This is a genomic window from Staphylococcus pseudintermedius (assembly GCF_001792775.2).
Classification (GTDB): domain Bacteria; phylum Bacillota; class Bacilli; order Staphylococcales; family Staphylococcaceae; genus Staphylococcus; species Staphylococcus pseudintermedius.
The window spans coordinates 26,843-51,677 of sequence record NZ_MLGE02000013.1; the positions used below are offsets into that span (position 1 = coordinate 26,843).

Here is a 24,835-nt window from a genome sequence, read left to right on the forward strand (position 1 = left end):
TATATGCACATTAGGCCTGAACTATTATCTCCAAGCCTAATGTGATACCATAACGGGGCTTTTTACATCTGATGCCCTGCCATTAATCCTAAACGACCGTATTTGGTACCCGCTTCAGTCAAGGAAATCGCTTTTGATACGACGCCTTTTCCATATTTGGTTTGTAACGCATCAATCGTTTTCGCCAACTTCTCTTGACGCAGTCGTTGAAATTCATCCGTAAACAAATCTAGATTGCGTTCGTTTTCATTCATCAATTGTGTAAGTGATACACTGAGCGTCCGATACAACGCTCCTTGATCACAATGCATGTCCGCTAAACGCTTCACTTCTTTATAAATGTCTTGATCTAAATTTGTTCCTGTATGTAACGTATACTGCTTCGTCACATGGCCGCCCTCTTTGTAACCCATAGAAAAATGAATCGTTCGTGCAATTTGCTGACGCGCTCTCAAACGTTGTGCCACATCTTCAATCAATTCTTGCATGACGACATGTGCTTCACGATACGTATAATCACGTAGCAAAATTTGACTTTTACATATCGAAGGATTAATGATTTGATACGCCTCATTCATCCGACTTTGATCTATCCCGTGTGCATGTAGATGCCAATCCACCCCTAAAATACCGAAGTCCCGCTTCAAATATTCATATGGATAGTGTGCCAGTTGTCCAATTTTAAATATCCCTCTTTGATTTAATTTCTTCTCTGTCTTTTTACCAATACCCCAAAACGAACTGAGCGGCGTAATTTCCCACACTTTGTCAGGTACATCTTGATAACGCCATTCCGCAATATCATCCGGATGTTTTTTCGCCTCATGATCCAGTGCTAATTTACTGAGCAACATATTCGAGCCAATCCCTATCGCGCAATGCACTTTCGTTTCATCATAAATTTCTTTAATCAGACGCTCACAAAACGTATGTAACGTCGTATTGAAGTGATAATAACTCTTTGTCACATCCATAAAGAACTCATCAATGCTGTACTGATGTAAATCTTCAGGCGGCACATAGCGGAGTGCAATTTCAGAAATTTTAAGCGACACTTCCAAATAACGCCGCATACTCGGATTAATAATATAAATGTCATTATGATGTGGAATTTCAAACAAACGCGAACCTGTCTGAATCCCCATCGCTTTCAGAGAAGGTGTCGCAGCAAGTACAACAGACCCTTGCCTTTTCGTATCTGCAACGACTGCGAGTTTTGTCGTCAATGGATCGAGCCCTTTCTCAATACAAGACACACTCGCAAAAAAACTTTTTTGATCAATACATAGAATGTCCCTATCTTCTAATAAATGATAATCATACATCACATTTCACCCTTACTTATCAACCTGATGTTTTTAGTATACACGAACAATTGTTCTATAATCAAGTTAAAACGAATGTACGTTCTGTTAATCATAAAAAAAGGTAGCTACGGTTAATATAGGACCGCATCTACCTTAAAGTCATGCCATTAACGATGATATGGAATGACCGCTTCAGTTTCCTCATCAACGCCATAATCAATATAAACATGTGTATTGAGGTAAACATGACTTTTATCAGATTTGAAATTCAATGTATCAGGGTGAAAATGAAATGGAATCTCTTTTTCTTCACCGACATCAATGATAAACGCTTCGTCTATCTCAAAGCGATTCAATTCATGCGAAATCGTTGTAAAATCACTCGTTTCATCATCATTCTCATATTTTTCAATCATCGTTAATACGATATGATTCACTTTTTGATCACTTTGCCCTGCTTTTAAATGGATTGTTCCGGCAATCGCATCAGATACATCAAACGTTTGCTGTTCTAATCGAATAAACACTTTCATACCATTGATGCCTAGAGATGTTAATACGTTGTCAAAACCCATAAAATCCCTCCATATTTCATTTCTTTACTCTTATCATACCGGGTAATGATTCTATCGTGCAACTATGAGGGAAAATGGTATAATATAGGTAAAGTATTAGGAGGTAGGAACATGCCAATAGTAACAGTTCAATTATTAGAGGGGCGCAGTGACGAACAATTAAAAAATTTAGTTAAAGAAGTGACAAATGCTGTGGAAAGTACAACCAATGCTGACCGTAGTGCAATTTCTGTAGTCATTCAAGAAATGAAAAAAGAACATTACGGTGTCGCTGGCGTACGTAAATCTGACCAATAAAATCAAAGCACATACAAAACGAGCCTGAGCGAAACACTCAGACTCGTTTTATACTTTAGTCTTCCAAAAAGGCTTTAATTCTCTTTTTATTTTCAGCTTTATCAATACCTAAAGCTGATCCCCCATCATTCGTCGTAATATTTTCATAGCTGCCTTTTACGGGTACACTGAGGGTTTTAATATCTTTATCTCCTCGAACGATAAAACTGAATCCTGTTTGATAAATCGTTGAATCCGGCATATCGGTACTCACATAACCACGCATAATACCTGCGAGCTTCGGTGCTTTGAAAATAGATGAAGGTTGAACCAATTGCTGCTTTAATGCCGTCATGACTTGCTGTTGTCTTCGCACACGCCCAAAGTCACCTTCTGGGTCATTACGAAAACGCGCATAACCAAGCAACTCTTTACCATTTAAGCGATGATTCCCTTTTTTCAAAGATACACCAATTTTTTCGGACATATCTTTTTCTACGTTAATCGGTATACCTTTTGGCGCAAGCTCATCAATCATAGCTTCAAAACCTTTAAAATCTAAAGTGGCGTAATATTCCGGATCAATCCCTAAGTTCGACTTTAACGTTTGGCGCAATAGCTCAGGCCCACCTAACGAATAAGCCGCATTAATTTTATAACTGTTGTATCCAGGAATATCGGCATAAATATCACGCATCACAGAGACGATTTTCATATCTTTCTTAATATAGTCATATTGTGCGACCATAATCGAGTCAGTACGTGATACCCCACCATCTTCACGGTCAGCACCTAAAATGAGTACGGTTGCTTTACCATCATTTTTTGATGCGCCATTGAATTTGTGTATCTTTGGAGCTTGATGCTTGTCCTTAGCAACTTCAAGTCCGTTTTTGTAACTTGAAACAGCATACACGACAGAAACAAGAATGATAAGGATCAACGCCAATATCACAAATGGCAGTTTTCGTATCTTTCTCTTTTTTCGACGTTTCAATGTTTTCTCAGAAGAGTTTGAGGTGCTACGATTCAAATTGTTTTCTTTCATCTTATCAACCTTATATCTTCAAAATTGTGTACTTATGTATTATAATTAATACACACTAACGTTATATAAATTTATTTTAAAAATCAAGTAAAAACAATAAAAATGGTACCAAGGTCTCATATAGGGAAGGATGTTTAGATGAATATCAACACAGCATATTTCGCAGGCGGTTGTTTTTGGTGTATGACGCAGCCGTTCGATCAAAACGAAGGCATTGAAAAGGTAAAGTCTGGATATATGGGCGGACACGTAGATCATCCGACATATGAACAAGTGAAATCAGGCGATACAGGACACTATGAAACTGTAAAAATCGAATATGATGTCGCGCTTTTTTCTTACCAAAAGCTGTTAGAAATTTTCTTCTCAGTAATCGATCCGACAGATGACGGTGGCCAATTCCAAGACCGTGGTTCACAATATCGTACTGCAATTTTTTATACTAATGAAGATCAACGTCAAGTGGCTGAAGCGTATATTGCTTCATTAGAGGGCACATTCAATCACGACAAAGCGATTGCAACAAAAGTGTTACCTGCTTCAGAATTTTATGAAGCAGAAGCCTACCACCAAGATTTTTATAAAAAGCAACCTGAGCGTTTTGCACAACAAGAAGCAGAACGTGAAGCTTATGCTAAAGAACACGGCATTCAATAACATATGCAAAAAGGCTAGGAAAACTTAATGTCCTAGCCTTTTTCTGTTATACACCATGAAAAAGCACCTTCATGATACCACCATAAAATTGTACACACCTGTTTAAATACACCCGCTATCATTCAAGGGCTTGGGCATAGAAAACTTTAAACCTCAATCCATACATAAATTTAGGAAGGGCAAGTTTAACAAAAATAACGCAACGATAGCATCAAAAACTTTTATGTCCAAGTCCCTAATTTAAATCTATATTTTCTTTTTACGAATCACCCGTGTGACTTTCAACAAACTCTCCCACGCGTTTTGACCCCGGTGATAAATGAGAAAACGTGATTCCCAGTCCGGATTAAATTTACTTTTATATTGACGCAAGCCTTGAAAACTATACAAACCATTAAAATGTTCGTAAAAACGGCCAGCAAACTTTTCTCTTAAGTGACCATATGGCACTTGACCAACATTTGACAAAGTTGCCATGCCCATATTAAAGCGTTCGTAACCTTCTGCTTGTGCCCACAAAATCATATGCAAATAAAGCGCATCCATAAACGGCAATCCCAAAGACTTATCCCAACGAATTAAGTCGACCGACACCGTTGTTGAACCTTCTACAGGCATCAATGTACAAAACGCATCGATACGACCTTCTTCATTTTTCAACACAGCAACGGGTGCCGCATTGACATAAGAAGGTGTAAAACGACCGACTGAGAAATAAAATTCTTGCTGTTTCCCTAACCAATTACGACTAATGTCATGGAGACGTTCGTATGTCGCTTCATCTAACGGTGTATCGAGAATCTCAAACTGATAACCTAACGCCTCTAATTTATTTAATGTCGCACGGAAACCACGTCGCTTCTTCCCTGCAACGGTAAAGTCAGATACTGGAATGAGCGCTTCTTCACCCAATTTAAAAAACTGATTGCCGAAATCATGATATAACGTCAAATAATTATTAGAAACTTGATAAAAAATGACATCGCCACCTAAATACGTTGCATATTCATAAAACTCGGTTAACAGTGAATAGAAGTCCGAACTGTTACCCACTGGATCACCAAGTACAATAAATGAACTGCGATCGTGACGGTACATGATAAATGCCGTTTTCTGTTCGTTCACAAACACAAGCTTGTCTTCACTATACAACAAATGACTCAGTAGATGGCCACCATATTGCTTTAAAATGGCACTGGCAATTTGTCGATCATGCAACTCTCTTGGACGACGATAATTCCATTCAAAGATATAAATGAGCACAACTACCAAAATCGTCATACCGATAATCGACAACCAAAACGTCGAACGCAGCAAGAAGAAATCAACTTTAGGCGGTAACACATCAAGTGCGAATAAAAAATCACGCACGATGATTTGATTGAAGTATAGCAAAATGACACTAATGACGACCATCGCTAATATACCTTTCATGCGTACAGGTCGTTTCAATACACGTGATTTACGATAAGCAAAAATCAATGCCGCTAAAATTAAGACAATGATCACAACTAACAATGATAATCCGTACACGTATAAATTAGATAGTAACAAGATAATCATCGCTACAATCGCAAATAAAATCGCGCGTTTACTTCGTGCAACAATTCCGCGTAAATTGAGTAATAAAATCAAACTCGCACTAACGTTGAATATGTACAACAATGTAAACAATAAATGAGGTTTTTTGTTAGCTGCATCAAAAATAATAGAGAAATTGTTAAGTAATAAAATCAAACTCATCATAAAGACTAATGTACTCAATGCTAATGATGGTACTAAGCCAACTAAGTCTTTTTGAAACGATTTTAAAAACCCAGACAATTCTTTAGCCGGTAAAAAGTATTTGGATTCAAGCATATATTTACGTGCTGCTGTACCAAATTCAAATACAGTTAAGACAAGCGCAATGAGTAACGGGAAGAAATAATACGCAAAACGATAAAGTAATAACCCTAAAACGACCTTTTCTTCCGCTACTCCGAGTTGTTGTAGTCCAAGTAAGACGATGAGGTCAAACGCCCCAAAGCCTCCAGGAATAAACGACAACAGACCTGAAATCGCCGCAACAATGAAAATACTTAACACGATTGGAAATGAAACATTCACGCCTACAAGCATAAAAGAGCAGTAAAGCACGATACTCGCAAGCAACCATTCCATGCTCGATACAAAAGTGAATACGGAACCTAACCAACGCGCAGACCGATCAACCGGTGATACCCATGAAATAATAATAAAAACGGGTAATAAAAACGCTACAATATAGAGAAAAACAGTAAACCATACCGATGTCCGATCTAAAAAACTAACATCTAAGACATGCGTCACAATGAGTATGGATAAAAAACTTAAACCTGTTAACATGGACGTCAACATGTATGAAACGAATTTGACTAACTTTTTACGTTCAGTCGTATACGAACCATAAAACCACAATCGTACGCTCGCACCAATAAAACCGCCAAAACCGATAATATTGTTGAACGCATTAATAATATAGCCGACACGTAATGCTTTAAATTTTGATAAAGATAACTTAAAGCGTGTCGTCAAAATCACATCATAAAGTGATAACAAAATCACCGAACTCCCGCCGAGTAAAAAAAGACTGAACGTTTCCATTCGGCTAATTCCATTAAATAAAAGAAAGACACGTTTAAAATCAATATGTGCTAATTCTCGTCCTAATATGATAGAAATCGTTACAATCAAAAAGAGTATAAACGCAATTTTGAAATATTTTAACCAAAGCTGTTTTGTCATGAATAGGGGTCCTTTCTTTAGTGTAATGACTGTGTATGCTTATAAAAAGAGATTGAGCTTCACAAAACCGCCCAATCTCGTCATGTTACACTCATTTAATCTTTACTATATTCCTCTTTAGGCATCTCATAAGGGCCTGCATCATCCGCATAATATTTATTGTAGCGACGTTTGAACAGTAGGAAGATATGCGAAACAAGTACTTTTAAAATTGCATAACTTGGAATCCCAAGAATGACGCCGACAACGCCGAGTAAGTTCCCAGCACTTAAAAGCACAAAGATAATCGTTAAAGGATGAATCTTCAGGGTTTTACCCATAATATTAGGTGAAATAAAGTGCCCTTCAATAAACTGTACTGCCGTCCATACCACAATCAACTTAATCAACATAAACGGTGATGTAATAATTGAAATGATAATCGCTGGCGAAATAGCAATCGTAGGCCCTAAATAAGGTACTACACTCGTAACAGCTGCGATACTGGCTAAAATTAAAGCATAGTCTAAACCGATAATCGAATAACCAATAAACAGTAAAATACCGATACAAAATGACACGATAATTTGTCCTTGAATGTATGAGCCGACTTGTTCACTCATTTTATCCAACAAATCGTGTACATCTTTACGAAATTTTGGCGGTACAATTTTATTTGAAAACTCTTTAAAACGATGACCATCTTTTAACATGAAGAATAACACAAACGGTACCGTAATGATAACGACTGTAATATTCACGACAGCTTCAGCGAAAACACGAATTTTAGAACTCAAGCCATCTGCAAAAGTAGGGATCTTCTCCTGCAAACCAGTCACAGCCTTTTCAATTTGTGAATAGTAATCCGATAAAAACGGAATGTGCATCATGTTGTTAGCGAATGATGTCAATTTGTTTAAATAATTCGGGAAATTGTCCATCAAGCGATCAAATTGAAAAGATACAATCGGAATTAGCAAGTTCACTGCGATAGTAATCATACCAATGATTCCTAAAAACAAAATCGTAATGCCCCAAATACGGTTAATATTGTATCGTTCCATCAAATTAATGACAGGATTGAATAAGTAATACAGAATGAGCGCGATAATAATCGGTGCTGCAATCGTATTAAAAATGATAATAAAGGGTTGAAAAATATATGAAACGCGATCGAATATAAAAATCACAACTCCAACTAAAATAAAAACGAGTAACGCAAAAATGAGATCTTTGCCTCCGAAAAACTTCATGAAACGGCTTTCTCGGATATCAATGTTTTTTGAAACTCCATTTTGCTTATGTTGATTTTCAGACATATCATTCACCAAGCCTTTTCGAAATTACTTATAGTTTATCGTTTTTCACGTCAGATTGAAACTTAAAACCTATTATATCAAAGTATTTTTCTAGGTACGCCGTTTTAATGACATCATCTATTCATTTCAGTCGTATGTATCTTTCAAATGATCGGACAAGATCTCGAGGTTTCATCACGTACACACCAAATGAATGCACGGTAAGAACGAAACGAAGAGAATAAACGCAAAAAAAGACTAGGACAACATCCTAGCCTCTTTGTTAGTTACAACTTAGATTTCAAATAACTTGTCACCATGTTTGACATCTTTCGCCTCTGTAAATTTTAACGCTGTCACTTCGGATTGCGTCACAATAATCGGCGTGATATCACTTTTCGCAGATGCGCGGATAAGCTCTAAGTCCACTGTCATTAAATGATCGCCCGCTTTTATCGTTTGACCTTCTTCAACATGAACTGTAAACCCTTCACCGTTTAATTTTACAGTATCTAAACCAACATGAATCAATAATTCTAAACCATTGTCAGACACTAGGCCGAATGCATGTTTAGTTGGGAAAATCATTTGAATCTTACCATCAAATGGTGCATACACTTCACCACTCGTTGGACGAATTGCAATCCCTTCACCCATCATTTTTTCACTAAAGACTTGATCGGGTACTTCAGATAATGGTACAACCTCACCATCCATTGGCGCGACAACTTGTCCTGTTTTCGTAACAGCCGTCGTGTCTGCAGCTTCATCAATCACAACTGCTTCGTCCTTATCTTCATCTAAATCTACAGGGTGTTGTACAGCTTGACCTGACATAATTTGTTGCATTTCGTGTTTGATTTGGTCTGATTTCGGTCCGAAAATCGCTTGCATATTGTTGCCGACTTCTAAAACACCTGAAGCACCTAAATCTTTCAAACGTGCTACGTCGACTTTTGATTTATCGTTCACTTCAACACGTAATCTTGTAATACATGCATCTAAATGCTTGATGTTATCTTTGTCACCCATCGCTTGTAATACAGCATAAGGCAATTCGCTTGCAGTCGTTTTCGTCGTTTCAGTTTGTTTATCCTCACGTCCTGGCGTTTTGTAATTCATCTTCGTAATTAAGAAGCGGAAGATTGAATAGTAAATAACACCATACACAAATCCGACTGGAATCACGAGCCACCAATGCGTTTTATTTGGCAAGATACCGAGTAATACAAAGTCGATAAAGCCACCAGAGAATGTGTAACCTAAATGTAAATCAAGCAAGTATAAAATTAAGAAACTTAAACCGTCTAATATAGCATGAATAAAGAATAATAATGGTGCTACAAATAAAAATGAAAACTCTAATGGTTCTGTAATACCTGTTAAGAATGATGTTAATGCTGCTGAACCCATCAAACCGGCAACTACTTTTTTGTTTTCAGGTTTTGCAGTATGATAAATCGCTAATGCTGCAGCTGGTAAACCGAACATCATTACTGGGAATTCACCTTGCATGAATTTACCTGCTGTTAAGTTTGTACCTTCACGAATTTGTTCGATAAAGATACGTTGGTCACCACGAATAATTTCACCCGCCATATTTGTATATGAACCAAATTCAAACCAGAATGGCGCATGGAAAATATGGTGTAAACCGAATGGAATTAATAAACGCTTAATAAAACCAAATAAAAAGACTGCTAAACCCGTGTTGGAATCTAATAACCCTTCACTGAATGCGTTTAAACCATTTTGAATCACTGGCCAAACGAGTGCCATTGGGAATGCAAGTAAAAATGATGTTGTCGCCATCACAATTGGTACAAATCGTTTTCCTGCAAAGAAGCCAAGATATGACGGTAACGAAATGTTATAAAACTTGTTGTAACACCATGCCGCGAGAGCACCGATAATGATACCCCCGAACACCCCTGTTTGTAATGTCGGAATACCTAAGACGCTCGCATAACCTTTCGCAGCGTCACCCACGTTGTCAGGAGTAACCCCTAAAAATTCACCCATCGTTTTGTTCAAAATGATAAAACCAACGAAAGCTGCAATGGCTGCAACCCCGTCACCGCCTGCTAAACCAATCGCAACACCCATAGCAAAAATAATTGGCAAGTTTTCAAAAATGATACTACCGGCTGCTGCCATCATTTCTGCGACGTTTTGTACCCCATCAGCTTGAATGAATGGTAAATACGATTGCAGTTGTTCCCCTTGTAATGCTGCACCGAATGCGAGTAACAAACCGGCAGCTGGTAAAATAGCAACAGGTAACATTAATGCTTTACCGATACGTTGCAATTGTCCAAATAGTTTTTTCCTCACTGTAAGCCCTCCTATTTTGTTGACACAACACAAAAAATGCATGAGTAAAAAGCTGCGAGCGTTTTGCCCACAATTTTCAACTCATGCCTAATCTCACTTAGTAACACGTTTTATGATTGATTTTGAGATGCCAGTGACAGTTGCTGAATGTGCATCGTTAAATATGCGACTTCGGCTTCGTCCACTCGTACATCAATTTGTGATTGTATCATTTTAACTATTTTAACAGCTACATTATAGCATAACGGATATTGTGCCTTCAATAGGTTTTCAAAACTCAGTTCAATTGTCGTACGTTCGCCTTTTTTCAACCGTTGTAACAGAAAATGAATATGTCTCACAAACCGTTGATACTGAATGGATGCAACTGGAATTTGTATTTTCATATCATTTTCAATCATTCGAATCGCATTGTTAATCAACTTCGGTACATATTGCATTTCACTCAAATCAATATCATCTGTTTGAGAGGCAATATGCAGCGCAATAAAACCAACTTCATCTTCTGGAAAGTCTGTGTTCAATTGCAAGTTAATACGCGCCACTACTTTTTTCGCGATTTTATACGCTTCTGGATAACTGTATTTCGTCTCACTTAAAAACGGATTTTTAATTAACTGTCCCTTTTCCAAGCGTTTCAATGCAAAAATTAAGTGATCGGTTAAGGAGACGATAAATGATTCTTCATGATGCAGTTCAAAATGCGTCATTATAATTTGTACAGAATCAATGACCGCACGTAAGACACGTTCATCGGTATGTGCCACTAACATCTTGTAATGGTCTTGTTCATTTTTATTTTCTAGTTTAAACACTTTTTCAATCGTATCAAGATCATTGATTTTCATCCCTGGCTTTTTGTTAAATCCAAGACCTTTACCAATGATAACGACTTCTGATTGTTGATATTCGCAAATGAGCACGTTATTGTTGAGGACTTTTTTTATCGTATATTGATTCACTTTTATGTCACCTCTTCAAAGTACAATTCAAATCATATAACGAAATGACTATAATTGAAAGCACTAATTTTCGAAGTTGAAATTTGTACGACACTTTTTATTTATTAATATATAGTATTGTTCGCTTCATCATAGTAGAAAACGTCTATAAAATAAAAGGGCTACAGACAAAATGCTGCCCCAGCCCTCTTCAAATTAATCTTCTTTTTTATTTTTATGGATGGCGTTACCCCAAGATTCGATACCAAATAAATTGATTTCTAAATTTTCTGGTCTGAAAATCGGACGCTTGCCTTCTTTACGTTGACGTTGATAGTCTCGCATGACTGCAAAAGCAATATTGGACAGGCCGATAATGGCGATAATGTTAACGATAGCCATTAATCCCATAAATACGTCAGCAGTATTCCAAACTGTTTCAGTCTTTACAACAGCGCCTACGAATACGAGAATAACGACAAAACAACGGAAAATAAATAGCACAACCTTATTAGTAGATAAAAATTCAATATTAGATTGTCCATAGTAATAGTTACCTATAACGGATGAGAATGCAAATAATGCAACAGCTATAGATAAGAATACGCCACCTGCACTACCTAAGTGTTCGTTTAACGCAGATTGTGTTACGGCAACACCTTGTGCTTCACCTTCACCAAATTTCAAGCCTGAATATAATAAAATCATAATCGCTGTCGCTGTACAAACTAAAATCGTATCAAAGAAGACACCTAATGATTGAATTAAACCTTGCTTGACAGGGTGTGATACTGCGGCAGTTGCAGCTGCGTTCGGTGCAGAACCCATCCCTGCTTCATTTGAGAAAAGACCACGTTTCACACCTTGTAGTACAGCGAAACCAACTGCACCACCTGTCGCCTGGTCAATACCGAAAGCACTTTTAATGATTGTAGAAATCATCGGGAAAATTTGATCGATGTTCATCACTAAAATGACTAACACGATTAAAATATAAATAATCGCCATCACTGGTACAATCACTGATGATAATGTTGCAATACTTCGCACACCACCGAAAATAACAATCGCTGTAATAACTGCTAAAATGATCCCTGTCACCAACGGACTAATGTGATATTGCGTATTTAATGACTCAGCAATCGTGTTTGATTGTACTGTGTTAAATACAAACGCGAATGTCACAGTGATCAATATCGCAAATAAAACACCTAACCAACGTTGATTCAGCCCTTTTGTGATGTAGTATGCAGGACCACCGCGGAAGCCCCCTTCTTTATCAGGTACTTTATAAACTTGTGCTAACGTTGCTTCGATAAAGGCACTCGCTGCACCAATGATTGCAATAATCCACATCCAAAATACCGCACCAGGACCGCCAAGTACAATCGCAGTTGCCACACCTGCAATATTCCCTGTACCTACACGTGAGCCGGCACTAATAGCGAAAGCTTGGAATGACGAAATCCCCTTCTTACCACTTTCAAGAGTTTCGGATTTATCGGTTAATGCACGAAACATCTCAGGAAGCCATCGAATTTGGACGAATTTTGAACTAATCGAGAAAAACAAGCCTACTGTCAACAGTAACCCGATTAAGTATTGTGACCAAATCAAGTCGTTTCCTATTTGAATAAATGCTTTAAACCAATCCGGAATTAAACTATCAAAATCTCTCACTCGAACCCCTCTTTACTCTTCAGTTTAAATGTCAGTGTCATTTTAAAATAACTAGTCTCATTTTATCATCATTGTGCAAAAGTGACTATCTATTTTTTAATACTAGTCCACATATAGGTCTTCAATTTCACCGAATGTACTCGTATCAACCACAAAACTACCATTTGTGTACTGTTCTGACAAGTGAATGTCTTTAATCAATCCTGTTGTCTCATCTTGTTGAGATACAAGTCGATATTGTGACTGCTCAGGGCGACATACGCGTGCTGCAACAACGCGATGTGGTTGCTTTTTCAACTCTTTTAATAACGTAATACCACGTTGTGCACGTTTCGCTTGTTGTAACACTTTAAAACTAATGCGCTTCAATGCACCGCGTTGTGTCGCAATTAAAATCGTGTCTTCTGTTTGAATGTGATCAGCTAGGACGACATGATCTTCGTCTTTTAGGTTAATTGCTTTAATCCCTGTTGCACGTAATCCAGTATCTAGCAGTTCAGACATCGGATAAGTCAGTGACATGCCTCGGTGTGTTAACAATGTAATGAGTTGTGACGACGCATCTGCTGGCACAAGCATCACTGAAATGAGCGCATCGCTTTCTTTCACTTTCATCGCTACGAGCGGCTTTGTTGTCCGTGTTGACTTAAAGCCAGACAATAAACTTTTCTTAATCATACCTTGGCGTGTCGCTGTAATGATTGCGCGCTCATCATTGAATTCAGACACAGTGTAACAATCTACCACACGTTCATCTTCTTCAATGGGCACGATTTGAGATACATGTTGACCCAAATCTTTCCATTTCACGTCAGGCAATTTATGCACAGGTATGAGCAAGTAACGTCCTTTATTCGTAAAGACCATCGCGTAATCTTGTGTATTGGTTTCAATGATTTTCAACACTCCATCACGCTCTTTTAAACCAATTTCTTCTTTACCACTCGCATTGAAACTTCTTAGCGATGTCCGTTTAATATACCCTTCTTGTGTCAGACTTAACATGACTGTTTCACTTGGAACAATCACTTCTTTATCGATTTTAATTTCAGAAATTTTCTCTTCAATGACCGAAAGGCGTGGTTGTTTAAATTGCTTTTTGATTTCAGATAACTCTTCTTTAATCACATCGAGTAACGCATCGTGATTTTCTAAAATATGTTTCAATGCCGCAATTTTTTGTTTGAGTGCATCATACTCTTCTTGCAATGCCACAATGTCGGTATTCGTTAAACGATAAAGTTGTAACATCACAATGGCTTCTGCTTGCGCTTCTGTAAAGTCATACGTTTTAACTAAATTCTCTTTCGCATCACGCTTATTTTTTGAATTTCGAATTAATGCGATGACTTCATCTAGAATAGAAAGAGCCTTCATTAGCCCTTCAACAATATGCATGCGCTCTTCTGTATGTTTTAAATCAAAGCTTGTACGACGTGTAACAACCTCAATTTGGTGGTTGAGATAACTACTAATAATCGGCTTGATTCCCATTAATTTCGGGCGTCCTTCCGTAATCGCAACCATGTTGAAGTTGTACGCCACTTGTAGATCAGTATTTTTGTATAAGAAGTTTAAAATTGATGTCGCATTAACATCTTTTTTCAATTCAACAGCGACACGTAGACCACTTCGATCCGTTTCATCACGCACTTCGACAATCCCTTCCACCTTTTTGTCCGCACGTAACTCATCAATCTTTTTCACGAGACTACTTTTATTCACTTCGTATGGAATTTCTGTCACGATAATTTGACTACGGCCATTACGCAACGTTTCAATGTCAGCTTTAGCACGTACAACGACTTTCCCTTTACCTGTTTCATAAGCTTTTTTAATGCCATCGATGCCTTGAACAATACCACCTGTCGGAAAATCAGGCCCTTTAATATATTTCATGAGCTGTTTCACTGTCAGATCAGGATTGTCGATATATTTCAACGTCGCCGTAATGACTTCCGCTAAGTTGTGCGGTGGAATATCCGTCGCGTAACCCGCTGAAATCCCTGTCGAACCATTCACCAATAAATTTGGAAAGCGTGCCGGTAAGACCATAGGCTCCATTTCGGTATCATCATAGTTCGGCACAAAATCGACAGTATCTTTATTAATATCACGTAAAATTTGTTCAGATAACTGACTTAATTTCGCTTCAGTGTAACGCATCGCAGCAGGAGGGTCATTATCGATACTCCCGTTATTTCCGTGCATTTCAACGAGCACGTGACGTAATTTCCAGTCTTGACTCAAACGGACCATTGCATCATACACAGAACTATCCCCGTGCGGATGCAACTGACCAATCACGTCCCCAACTGTTTTGGCACTTTTACGAAAATGTTTATCATACGTATTGCCATTCGAATACATCGAATACAGAATACGACGCTGCACCGGTTTCAATCCATCGCGCACATCAGGCAAAGCACGCTCTTGAATGATGTATTTACTGTAGCGACCAAAACGATCACCAATAACGTCAACTAAAGGTAAATTTTGGATGATTTCAGCCATTATGCGTCCTCCTCTGCAATATCGTCATCTGATAAAATTTGAATTTCTTCATTTTCTAAAATACTTAGATCTTCTTGCATACCGAATTGAACATGGCGCTCAATCCATTCACGTCTCGGTGCTACTTTATCACCCATCAATGTTGAGACACGTTGCGACGAGCGAACTTCATCGTCTATTTGCACACGAATCAGTGTACGTGTTTCAGGATTCATCGTTGTTTCCCATAACTGATCTGGGTTCATTTCACCTAAACCTTTGTAACGTTGAAGCACGAAACCTTTACCCATTTCACGTTGTAACTTTTCTAATTCTTCATCTGTCCAAGCGTATGCAATCTTTTTATTTTTGCCTTTCCCTTTTTCTAACTTATAAAGGGGTGGTAAGGCGATGTAAACACGTCCTGCCATCACAAGTGGTCTCATATATTTGAAGAAGAATGTCAATAACAATACTTGAATGTGCGCACCGTCTGTATCCGCATCGGTCATAATAATAATGCGGTTGTAGTTGCTGTCTTTTAAGTTAAAATCATTCCCCATGCCTGCACCAATCGTATGAATAATCGTATTAATTTCTTCATTTTTAAAAATATCTTCTAAACGTGCTTTTTCAGTGTTAATGACTTTACCGCGCAATGGTAAAATCGCTTGGAATTTACGGTCACGGCCTAACTTAGCAGATCCCCCCGCTGAGTCACCTTCGACTAAGTACAGTTCATTTTTTTCAGTATTTTTACTTTGTGCCGGCGTTAATTTACCCGATAATAACGTGTCTTTACGTTTATTCTTTTTACCAGAACGTGCATCTTCTCTCGCTTTGCGTGCTGCTTCACGTGCTTGTTGTGCTTTGATTGCTTTTTTAACGAGTGATTTAGACAATTGCCCCTTTTCCTCTAAATAAAACGGCAATTTCTCAGCCACAATCGCATCAACTGCACTTCTTGCTTCTGGCGTGCCAAGTTTAGACTTCGTTTGACCTTCGAATTGTAATAAATGTTCAGGAATTCGTACTGAAATAATAGCAGTTAAACCTTCACGAATATCATTACCTTCTAAATTTTTATCTTTCGCTTTCAAATCGCCAATTCGACGAGCATATTCGTTAAATACACGTGTCATCGCAGTTTTAAAACCAACTTCATGCGTCCCACCATCTTTTGTACGCACATTGTTAACGAAGCTCATAATACTTTCAGAGTACTGGTCGTTATATTGGAATGACACATCGACCTCAATTTCATTCGCTGTACCTTGGAACAAAGCAACATCATGCAGCACTTCTTTACCTTCATTGACATAGCTCACAAAAGCTTTAATGCCTTCTTCGTAATGATACACTTCGCTACGTTCTTTTCCTACACGACGATCTTCTAATGTGATTTTTAAATTTTGCAATAAAAATGCAGACTCTTGAAGACGCTCACTTAAAGTTTCAAAATTAAAGCTTGTAGCAGATTTGAAAATTTCAGCATCTGGCTTAAATGTAACAGTTGTACCCGTTTTTTTCGTCTTTCCTTTTTTAATCAATTTCGTCTGAGGTACGCCACCGTGAGCGAACTGCTGTTCAAAAATTTCGCCGTCACGATGAATTTCTACAGACAGTGATTCACTTAAAGCATTTACTACCGATGCCCCTACACCATGCAGACCACCTGACGTTTTGTAGCCGCCTTGACCGAACTTACCACCTGCGTGCAACACCGTAAAAATCACTTCAACAGTCGGCTTACCTGAACGGTGTGTCCCTGTTGGCATGCCGCGACCGTTATCCGCCACAGTGATGCTTTCGTCTTCATTGATTGTTACGTTAATTTCGTTCCCGTAACCATTTAAAATTTCATCTACAGAGTTATCCACGACTTCATATACTAAATGGTGCAAACCGCGCTTATCTGTAGAACCTATGTACATGCCTGGTCTTTTACGTACGGCTTCAAGTCCTTCTAAAACTTGAATCGCATCATCAGAGTAATTATTAACCTTTTTTGCAGACACTCAATTCCCCTCCTACAAACATACGTTCGTTTATCAAACTATACAATAGCTATTCTTATATAAATCAAGGTAAAATGCAAGCCTAATCTAAATAGCAGTAAAAATTAATATTATTTTTATGTGTATCGACTATTGATTACAAACTGTTATCTATGTAAAATCATAATGAATCAATGATACACTTTTAAATTCATTAATAGCATAAAGCAATTCAATAAAATATAAAAATACCTCATCTTCTCTTAAATTATGTTAAAATAGGAGTAGGTACTAAAAGGATGTGAAGAATCATGGTGTTAATCCTACTATTCATCGTTAGCTATTTAATTGGTTCCATACCAAGTGGCTATTTAATTGGTAAGATTTTCTTCAAAAAAGATATTAGAAAATATGGTAGTGGTAATATGGGAGCCACAAATAGTTTTCGTGTACTTGGGAAGCCAGCTGGTTTTGCAGTCACATTTTTTGATATATTCAAAGGCTTTATCGTTGTATTTTTACCTGTACTTTTCAACGTAGAAATACACGGTTTACTCGTGGGAATTTTTGCAATTCTAGGACACGTTTATCCGATTTACTTAAAATTCCGTGGTGGAAAAGCTGTTGCAACAAGTGCTGGCGTGATGCTTGCTGTCAATCCGATTTTGTTACTTATTCTTGCAGCTATCTTTTTCGCTATTTTGAAATTAACAAAATACGTTTCTTTATCAAGTATTATTGCGGCTATTTGTTGTGTTATTGGCTCTTTCTTTGTGAGTGATTACATTATGCTAATCACAAGCTTTGTAGTGGCGATATTATTGATTTATCGACATATGAGCAATATTAAACGCATTATTAAAGGTACAGAACCGAAAATTAAATGGATGTAATCATAAAGTTTTAAATTTCATTGAAAACCCCTTACAATAAGGTTGAATTACATTAACCTTAATATTGAAAGGGGTTTTTTTACGTGAAAATTGAACTTACAGATGACGCTGTTGAATGGTTCAAAGACGAATTAGAATTACCTGAAGAAGGAAAAGTATTACAATTCTATGTGCGTTATGGTGGCGAATTCCAACTCAAACAAGGATTTAGCCCCGCTTTTAATGTAGAATTTGAAAGTGATATTGATGAAATTGGCTTTGAAGAAACATTTAATGACATTCGTATTGTGATTGCGGAAAAAGACGTTTGGTACTATGAAGATCACAAGCTTTCCATCGACATTAACGACGATGAAGTTATCTACACAGCTGAATCCATCGAAGCATAATTATGTGACGTCAAATGTAAAAAGGTGTCGACCAGGAATCTTTTTTTATTTATAGAGATTTCTAGCCGACACTTTTTTATATTTTTATTCATACACTATTAAACACTGTATTCAGCACACCTATTTTATTAGTCTATGTCCGAGCTTTTCACTTCTAAATCTTCACCAGCTTGATTACGTTGGTCCACATCATGATATACTGTATACCAACTCGGAAATGCTTTATCTAAACGAACAGGTTTTCCCGCATCTTTCGTAATGATTACATTATCTGTATATCCCGTTGTAACCAGCTCACCTTTTGCATTATAGATTTCATATTGATAACGAGAACGTAAGCGCGAAAATCGAGAAACCCACGTTTTAATTATCACTTTTTCAGGGTATGTCACACTTTTTTTATATTGAATGTTGAGTTCAGTTACTGGCGACACAACGCCTGCTTGTTCCATTTCTGCATAGTCTAGACCCAGCTTGCGTATGTAATCTGTACGTGCCACCTCAAACCAAGTCGCATAATTTCCGTGATAAATCACACCCATTTGATCCGTTTCTTGGTATCTTGCTTCAATTTCCGTTAATGCATAAATCATTCTTTTACCTTCTTTCTATATAAGAGAAACTTGCTACATTTGAAAAGTCATAATCGATTCAAATCAGCGCTGTCTCACAATTTGAAACTTTAACTTCATTCATCTCTATGACATTATCGCATATTTTGATCAATTTGATACAGTGTGGACCCCTTAACGTTGGGTTTTTAAAAATCGTTTAGAATATTTAAGTTGACATAATATAATTATAATGAAGTGATTCGCCTTACACGTTCAATTGGTCGATGACTCGCATTTTCTCATCACACAGCACCATGACGATACGTTACTAAAATTCATAATAAAAAGGGATAAGCGCCAATGATGACCTTATCCCCTATCATTAAAAGCCTCAATTATGCCATTACGCTGAAGCTAACTTCTTACGTAATACAAGTTGTAAAATACCACCATGACGATAGTAATCAATCTCAACATTTGAATCGAAACGTGCAGTTACATCGAATTCAACTGTTGTACCGTCTTCTTTCGTCGCTGTCACTTTAACTGTTTGACCTGGTTGCACATTTTCATCGAGATCAACCGCGATTGTTTCTGTTCCATCTAATCCTAATGTATCCGCAGATTCGCCTTCTTTAAATTGTAAAGGTAATACACCCATCATTACTAAGTTTGAACGGTGAATACGTTCGTAACTTTGTGCAATTACTGTTTTCACGCCTAAAAGATTTGTACCTTTAGCTGCCCAGTCACGAGAAGATCCCATCCCATAGTCGTTACCTGCTAATACAACTAAACCAGTACCGTCTTCTTTATATTTCATTGCAGCATCGAAAATAGGCATGACCTCACCAGTTGGCCAGTAAGTTGTATAACCACCTTCTGTACCAGGCGCAAGTTGGTTTTTAATACGGATATTCGCAAATGTACCACGTACCATCACTTCATGGTTACCACGACGTGAACCATAAGAGTTGAAATCACGTGGCGATACACCATTCGCTGTTAAATATTGACCTGCTGGCGTATCTTTACCAATCGCACCCGCTGGAGAAATATGGTCCGTTGTCACTGAGTCACCAAATTTACCCATCACACGCAAGTTAGATAAAGGTTGGATTGCGCTAGGTTCTTTTGATAAACCTTGGAAGAATGTAGGATTTTGAATGTATGTTGATTGTGGATCAAAGTCATACAATGGTTGATCAGTTGTATCGATTTGGTTCCATAATTCGTTGTTGTCATACACGCTCTTATATTCTTCTTTAAAGAGTTCGGGTGTTACAACGCTTTCCACTGCATCTGCAACTTCTTGAATTGATGGCCAAATATCTTTTAAGAACACATCATTGCCTTGTTGATCTTGACCTAATGCTTCGCTATGAAGATCGATATCTACAGTACCTGCCAATGCATACGCAACAACAAGTGGTGGTGACGCAAGATAGTTTGCTTTCACTAATGGATGGATACGACCTTCGAAGTTACGGTTACCTGATAATACAGAAGTCACAAGTAAATCTTCGTCAGCAATCGCTTTTTCAATTTCTTCTAATAATGGACCTGAGTTACCGATACAAGTTGTACAGCCATAACCAACTAAGTTAAAGCCTAATTGATCTAAGTAACTTTGTAAGCCTGAATCACGTAAATAACCTGTTACGACTTTTGAACCAGGTGCTAAAGAGGTCTTCACATAAGATGGTACCTCTAAACCTTTTTCAACTGCTTTTTTCGCTAGCAAACCTGCACCTAACATCACGTATGGGTTGGATGTATTCGTACAAGATGTAATCGCAGCAATCGCAATATCACCTGTCGTCATTTCAGTTGTTGAGCCGTCTTTAAAGTTCACTGTCGCTGTTTTGTCGAATTCTGCCTTATCTAAACCATGACCTTGGTTACCTGCTGGTGCAGTGACAGATTTTTCGAATTCTTTTTTCATGTCGCTTAAGAAAATTAAATCTTGAGGGCGTTTAGGACCCGATAAAGACGCTTCAACAGTTGATAAGTCTAAATCTACCACATCTGTATAGTTCGGTTCTTCATTGACATCAAAGAACAAGTGATTTTGTTTTAAATATGTCTCTACTGTTTCAATGTGCTCGTCAGAACGTCCTGTTAAACGTAAATATTTTAAAGTTTCATCGTCAACTGGGAAGAAACCACAAGTTGCACCATATTCAGGCGCCATATTTGCGATTGTCGCACGGTCAGCAAGTGGCAATTTGTCTACACCAGGACCGAAGAATTCAACGAACTTACCAACAACGCCTTTTTTACGTAATAATTCAGTTACACGTAAGGCTAAGTCTGTTGCATTCGCACCTTGAGGTAATTCGTTCGTCAAACGTACACCAATCACTTCTGGAATTGGGAAATATGAAGGTTGACCGAGCATACCGGCTTCAGCTTCGATACCACCAACACCCCAACCGAGAACACCTAAACCATTGATCATCGTTGTATGAGAGTCAGTACCTACTAATGTATCAGGGAATGCAACTTGCTCACCATTTTCTTCACGTACGTGGACAACATTCGCTAAATACTCTAAGTTAACTTGGTGAACGATACCTGTTGCTGGCGGTACAGCGTTATAGTTATCAAACGCTTTTGTCGCCCAGTTTAAAAATTGGTAACGCTCATAGTTACGTTCAAATTCTAATTTCATGTTGCGCTCTAACGATTCAGGATTCGCATAGCTATCTACTTGTACAGAGTGGTCGATAACTAAGTCTACTGGTACTTCTGGATTGATTTTAGTTAAGTCCCCACCTACATCGTCCATCGCTTTACGTAATGAAGCCAAGTCCACGACAGCTGGCACGCCAGTAAAGTCTTGCAAAATAACACGTGACGGCTTAAATGGCACTTCACCCTTTTCATTTTCTTTACCGAAAGATGATAGTGCTTTAATGTGTTCATCTGTAATAACAAAACCATCCTCTTGACGTAATACAGATTCAAGTAACACACGAATTGAGTATGGTAAACGACTAATTTGTGTATAACCTTGTTCTTCTAAAGTGTTTAAATCGTAATACGTTAAGCTCTTACCATTCAATTGGAATGACTTTTTTGCTTGTGCTTTTAAATTTGAAGCCATTGAATATCCCCCCTGATATTTTTATATACCGTTTATTTAATTGTATAATTAACGCTTTATGAAAACAACTAAATGGAGAGCAAAAGTAACCATTTGGAGTTTTGACTTTCTAATCAGTTATTATAAGCAAAAGTTATGATAATAATATAGCGTTATAAGTATATGTTATTAATTGAGAATGATTTTCAATAACATTTTTGATTGGGGGAGACATATCCGTATAAGATATTGACACTATATGAGCGATAACGTAAAAAACGGCTGATGATATGTAATCACCAACCGTAAAATTTCATATTTATTTTTCTTGTTCACGTAAGCCTTTACGTTTTGAAATCAATTCGTCTTCATAATCTTGTTGTGAATTTGCGACGTATTCTTTCAAACGATGCTTATTCGGTGTTAAAGTAAGGCCTAAGAATTTACGCTCTTTATTGGCATCTTTATAGAAACTAATCATCATCAGAATCACAATAAAGGAAAACGGTAACGCACTAATAATCGCAGCACTTTGCAAGGCGTTTAAACCTGCTTCTCCGTCACCGCCACCTGAAAGTAACAAGACAAACGCGATTAATGATTGTGCGATCCCCCAAGTCACTTTAATGAATGCACTTGGATTAAGCGAACCATTCGTAGTTTGCATACCTAATACGAATGTCGCCGAATCTGCTGATGTAATAAAGAATGACGCAATAAGTAATAATGCGATTATTGATAAAACAATGCCGAGCGGGATATGGTTGAATACACCAAACAATTGTGTTTCTGCTGACATATCAAAAATCTCTTTATGTTTCTTAGCCGTCTCAATTCCTAATACACCAAATACACTAAACCAAATAAAGCTCACGATAACAGGTACAAGTAATACGCCCGAAATAAATTCTCGAATCGAACGTCCTTTTGATACACGTGCGATGAAAACACCAACGAATGGGCTCCAACTTAACCACCAACCCCAATAATAAAGCGTCCAGTCAGACATCCATTCACGCTTTTGTGGGTTCGTAGCTGCTGCATCAAAACTGTTGAATAAGAATGAATTTAATAGACTACCTGTTGAACTTGTAAACATATTTAAAATTAACACTGTCGGTCCAACAATTAGTCCCGTAATTAATAACAATGTACCAAGTCCAATGTTTAAATTACTTAAATATTGAATCCCTTTACTTAATCCTGACCATGCACTCATAATAAATAAGATAGTTACAACAACAATAATGATAGATTGCGTCACAATTGTATTAGGTAAACCAAATAAGTAATTTAAACCACCTGAGATTTGTAATGCCCCCATACCAAGTGAAACCGCAACACCTATCACTGTTGCAAACACTGCCAACACGTCGATAATTGTTCCGATAAGGCCATCGACATGATCTCCCAAAATTGGGCGCAACGTTTTAGAGAGTAATCCCGGTTCTCCTTTTCTAAATTGTGCATATGCTAACGCTAACGCAACTACGCCATAAACTGCCCATGCATGAAAACCCCAATGAAAGAATGTCGATCGTAATGATTCGGTAAATGCTTCCGTAGATTGTGGATCTGCATTAGGAGGAGACGCAAAGTGAGAAATAGGTTCAGCTGCCCCGTAGAAGACTAAACCAATCCCCATACCTGCACTAAACAACATCGCAAACCAAGAAACTGTATTAAATTCCGGCTTGTCGTTTGGACGTCCCAACTTTAACTTTCCGATTGGGCTAAAAATTAGAAAGATACAGAAGAATACGATAATCGTAGTTAAAATAAGATAATACCAACCCAGTTTATCTGTAATCCAAAGTTTAATCGTATTCGTAAATTCACCAAATTGTGTTGGGATGAATACACCAATCAGTACAATCGCAAAAACGATAATCGCACTAACTAAGAATACAGGAGAAAACTTCTTACCATTTGGTTCTGGAGTTGAAGAATTCATAAAATAACATACTCCCTTTCCTCATATTAAATTTTAAGTATCACACACTAATAATCAAAAAAACTCAATAATTAAATTAAAAGTGCAATCGACATATATACCATAACAAAACATTATCATATAATCAATGTACTAAGAAATGTATGGATTTTTAAGAAAATTTTGTATTGCAATAATTGTGCTTTCGTGTATAATCGTTTTTGTTATTCAAAAATTTTGTAATTAGAGGTGAATTGGACATGCTGCAAGAATTTAAAAACTTTGCGTTAAAAGGTAACGTGCTTGACTTAGCAATCGCCGTTGTCATGGGGGCCGCCTTTAATAAAATCGTTACATCGTTAGTTGAAAACATCATCATGCCATTAATCGGTTTATTATTTGGCGAAGTTGACTTTGCGAAAAACTGGTCAATGTATGGTATCAAATATGGTATTTTCATTCAATCTATCATCGACTTCATTATTATTGCATTTGCATTATTCATTTTTGTTAAAATCGCAAATACGGTTGTAAAACCAAAAGAAGAAGAAGTTGTCGTAGAAGAAAATATTGTATTATTAACTGAAATTCGTGATTTATTACGTAAAGACAGTAAATAATCGGTAA

General features: G+C 37.5%; 18 protein-coding genes. 5 read left to right on the plus strand and 13 right to left on the minus strand.

Annotation, left to right across the window (positions count from 1 at the left end; translation table 11 throughout):
* Positions 1–62 precede the first annotated feature (62 nt).
* A complete protein-coding gene (locus tag BJK46_RS09245) occupies positions 63–1,325 on the minus strand; it encodes a Y-family DNA polymerase (protein WP_014613964.1) in 1,263 nt (420 codons plus the stop codon).
* Positions 1,326–1,474: 149 nt separating this feature from the next.
* Entirely contained in the window at positions 1,475–1,882 is a 408-nt protein-coding gene (locus tag BJK46_RS09250) for a sporulation protein (protein WP_014613965.1), read from the minus strand.
* Positions 1,883–1,993: 111 nt separating this feature from the next.
* Here BJK46_RS09250 and BJK46_RS09255 point away from each other — a divergent pair, with 111 nt between their 5' ends.
* Complete coding sequence (locus BJK46_RS09255; protein ID WP_014613966.1) at positions 1,994–2,179, plus strand: 2-hydroxymuconate tautomerase; 186 nt, start codon at positions 1,994–1,996, stop codon at positions 2,177–2,179.
* A 55-nt stretch (positions 2,180–2,234) separates the two neighbouring features.
* Here the strand turns inward: BJK46_RS09255 and BJK46_RS09260 are convergent, their stop codons facing one another.
* Entirely contained in the window at positions 2,235–3,206 is a 972-nt protein-coding gene (locus tag BJK46_RS09260; RefSeq protein WP_014613967.1) for an LCP family protein, read from the minus strand.
* Between the two features lie 138 nt (positions 3,207–3,344).
* Between BJK46_RS09260 and msrA the strand changes: the two genes are divergently transcribed.
* Complete coding sequence (msrA, locus tag BJK46_RS09265) at positions 3,345–3,863, plus strand: peptide-methionine (S)-S-oxide reductase MsrA (protein WP_014613968.1); 519 nt, start codon at positions 3,345–3,347, stop codon at positions 3,861–3,863.
* A gap of 246 nt (positions 3,864–4,109) precedes the next feature.
* Here the strand turns inward: msrA and mprF are convergent, their stop codons facing one another.
* The 7 genes from mprF to parE form a co-directional block, all read right to left on the minus strand.
* Positions 4,110–6,629: a bifunctional lysylphosphatidylglycerol flippase/synthetase MprF gene (gene mprF, locus BJK46_RS09270; RefSeq protein WP_063284360.1), complete on the minus strand. Its 2,520-nt coding sequence runs from the start codon at positions 6,627–6,629 to the stop codon at positions 4,110–4,112.
* 95 nt (positions 6,630–6,724) lie between these two features.
* Entirely contained in the window at positions 6,725–7,927 is a 1,203-nt protein-coding gene (locus BJK46_RS09275; protein ID WP_103263505.1) for an AI-2E family transporter, read from the minus strand.
* A gap of 273 nt (positions 7,928–8,200) precedes the next feature.
* A complete protein-coding gene (ptsG, locus tag BJK46_RS09280; RefSeq protein WP_103263506.1) occupies positions 8,201–10,240 on the minus strand; it encodes a glucose-specific PTS transporter subunit IIBC in 2,040 nt (679 codons plus the stop codon).
* Positions 10,241–10,350: 110 nt separating this feature from the next.
* Positions 10,351–11,202: a glucose PTS transporter transcription antiterminator GlcT gene (gene glcT, locus BJK46_RS09285; protein WP_014613972.1), complete on the minus strand. Its 852-nt coding sequence runs from the start codon at positions 11,200–11,202 to the stop codon at positions 10,351–10,353.
* Between the two features lie 195 nt (positions 11,203–11,397).
* A complete protein-coding gene (alsT, locus tag BJK46_RS09290) occupies positions 11,398–12,861 on the minus strand; it encodes a glutamine transporter AlsT (protein ID WP_014613973.1) in 1,464 nt (487 codons plus the stop codon).
* A gap of 102 nt (positions 12,862–12,963) precedes the next feature.
* Complete coding sequence (gene parC / locus BJK46_RS09295; protein ID WP_103263507.1) at positions 12,964–15,375, minus strand: DNA topoisomerase IV subunit A; 2,412 nt, start codon at positions 15,373–15,375, stop codon at positions 12,964–12,966.
* Positions 15,375–17,372, minus strand: a complete 1,998-nt coding sequence (parE, locus tag BJK46_RS09300) for a DNA topoisomerase IV subunit B (protein WP_103263508.1) — start codon at positions 17,370–17,372, stop codon at positions 15,375–15,377. The genes parC and parE overlap by 1 nt, the downstream gene beginning before the upstream one ends.
* 290 nt (positions 17,373–17,662) lie before the next feature.
* On the opposite strand from parE, the gene plsY reads away from it, so the two are divergent.
* Together plsY and BJK46_RS09310 are read left to right on the plus strand one after the other, a co-directional pair.
* Positions 17,663–18,244, plus strand: a complete 582-nt coding sequence (plsY, locus tag BJK46_RS09305) for a glycerol-3-phosphate 1-O-acyltransferase PlsY (protein ID WP_014613976.1) — start codon at positions 17,663–17,665, stop codon at positions 18,242–18,244.
* An 83-nt stretch (positions 18,245–18,327) separates the two neighbouring features.
* On the plus strand, positions 18,328–18,633 hold the full coding sequence (locus tag BJK46_RS09310; RefSeq protein WP_015729090.1) for a HesB/YadR/YfhF family protein: 306 nt from the start codon (positions 18,328–18,330) through the stop codon (positions 18,631–18,633).
* Positions 18,634–18,761: 128 nt separating this feature from the next.
* On the opposite strand, the gene menI is transcribed toward BJK46_RS09310, so the two are convergent.
* The 3 genes from menI to BJK46_RS09325 all read right to left on the minus strand — a co-directional run bounded on the left by menI (position 18,762) and on the right by BJK46_RS09325 (position 24,229).
* Positions 18,762–19,226: a 1,4-dihydroxy-2-naphthoyl-CoA hydrolase MenI gene (menI, locus tag BJK46_RS09315; RefSeq protein WP_015729089.1), complete on the minus strand. Its 465-nt coding sequence runs from the start codon at positions 19,224–19,226 to the stop codon at positions 18,762–18,764.
* A gap of 364 nt (positions 19,227–19,590) precedes the next feature.
* A complete protein-coding gene (gene acnA / locus BJK46_RS09320) occupies positions 19,591–22,296 on the minus strand; it encodes an aconitate hydratase AcnA (protein WP_014613979.1) in 2,706 nt (901 codons plus the stop codon).
* Positions 22,297–22,594: 298 nt separating this feature from the next.
* Complete coding sequence (locus tag BJK46_RS09325) at positions 22,595–24,229, minus strand: BCCT family transporter (RefSeq protein WP_014613980.1); 1,635 nt, start codon at positions 24,227–24,229, stop codon at positions 22,595–22,597.
* A gap of 239 nt (positions 24,230–24,468) precedes the next feature.
* Between BJK46_RS09325 and mscL the strand changes: the two genes are divergently transcribed.
* Complete coding sequence (gene mscL, locus BJK46_RS09330; protein ID WP_014613981.1) at positions 24,469–24,828, plus strand: large conductance mechanosensitive channel protein MscL; 360 nt, start codon at positions 24,469–24,471, stop codon at positions 24,826–24,828.
* Positions 24,829–24,835: the final 7 nt, after the last annotated feature.

What these genes read in the sequence shown, in the direction of transcription:
- BJK46_RS09245 (WP_014613964.1), bottom strand. Translation starts at nt 1,325, where the DNA reads ATGTATGATTATCATTTATTAGAAGATAGGGACATTCTATGTATTGAT.
- BJK46_RS09325 (WP_014613980.1), bottom strand. Translation starts at nt 24,229, where the DNA reads ATGAATTCTTCAACTCCAGAACCAAATGGTAAGAAGTTTTCTCCTGTA.
- mscL (WP_014613981.1), top strand. Translation starts at nt 24,469, where the DNA reads ATGCTGCAAGAATTTAAAAACTTTGCGTTAAAAGGTAACGTGCTTGAC.
- menI (WP_015729089.1), bottom strand. Translation starts at nt 19,226, where the DNA reads ATGATTTATGCATTAACGGAAATTGAAGCAAGATACCAAGAAACGGAT.
- parC (WP_103263507.1), bottom strand. Translation starts at nt 15,375, where the DNA reads ATGGCTGAAATCATCCAAAATTTACCTTTAGTTGACGTTATTGGTGAT.
- plsY (WP_014613976.1), top strand. Translation starts at nt 17,663, where the DNA reads ATGGTGTTAATCCTACTATTCATCGTTAGCTATTTAATTGGTTCCATA.
- mprF (WP_063284360.1), bottom strand. Translation starts at nt 6,629, where the DNA reads ATGACAAAACAGCTTTGGTTAAAATATTTCAAAATTGCGTTTATACTC.
- BJK46_RS09260 (WP_014613967.1), bottom strand. Translation starts at nt 3,206, where the DNA reads ATGAAAGAAAACAATTTGAATCGTAGCACCTCAAACTCTTCTGAGAAA.
- msrA (WP_014613968.1), top strand. Translation starts at nt 3,345, where the DNA reads ATGAATATCAACACAGCATATTTCGCAGGCGGTTGTTTTTGGTGTATG.
- BJK46_RS09275 (WP_103263505.1), bottom strand. Translation starts at nt 7,927, where the DNA reads ATGTCTGAAAATCAACATAAGCAAAATGGAGTTTCAAAAAACATTGAT.
- acnA (WP_014613979.1), bottom strand. Translation starts at nt 22,296, where the DNA reads ATGGCTTCAAATTTAAAAGCACAAGCAAAAAAGTCATTCCAATTGAAT.
- BJK46_RS09255 (WP_014613966.1), top strand. Translation starts at nt 1,994, where the DNA reads ATGCCAATAGTAACAGTTCAATTATTAGAGGGGCGCAGTGACGAACAA.
- BJK46_RS09250 (WP_014613965.1), bottom strand. Translation starts at nt 1,882, where the DNA reads ATGGGTTTTGACAACGTATTAACATCTCTAGGCATCAATGGTATGAAA.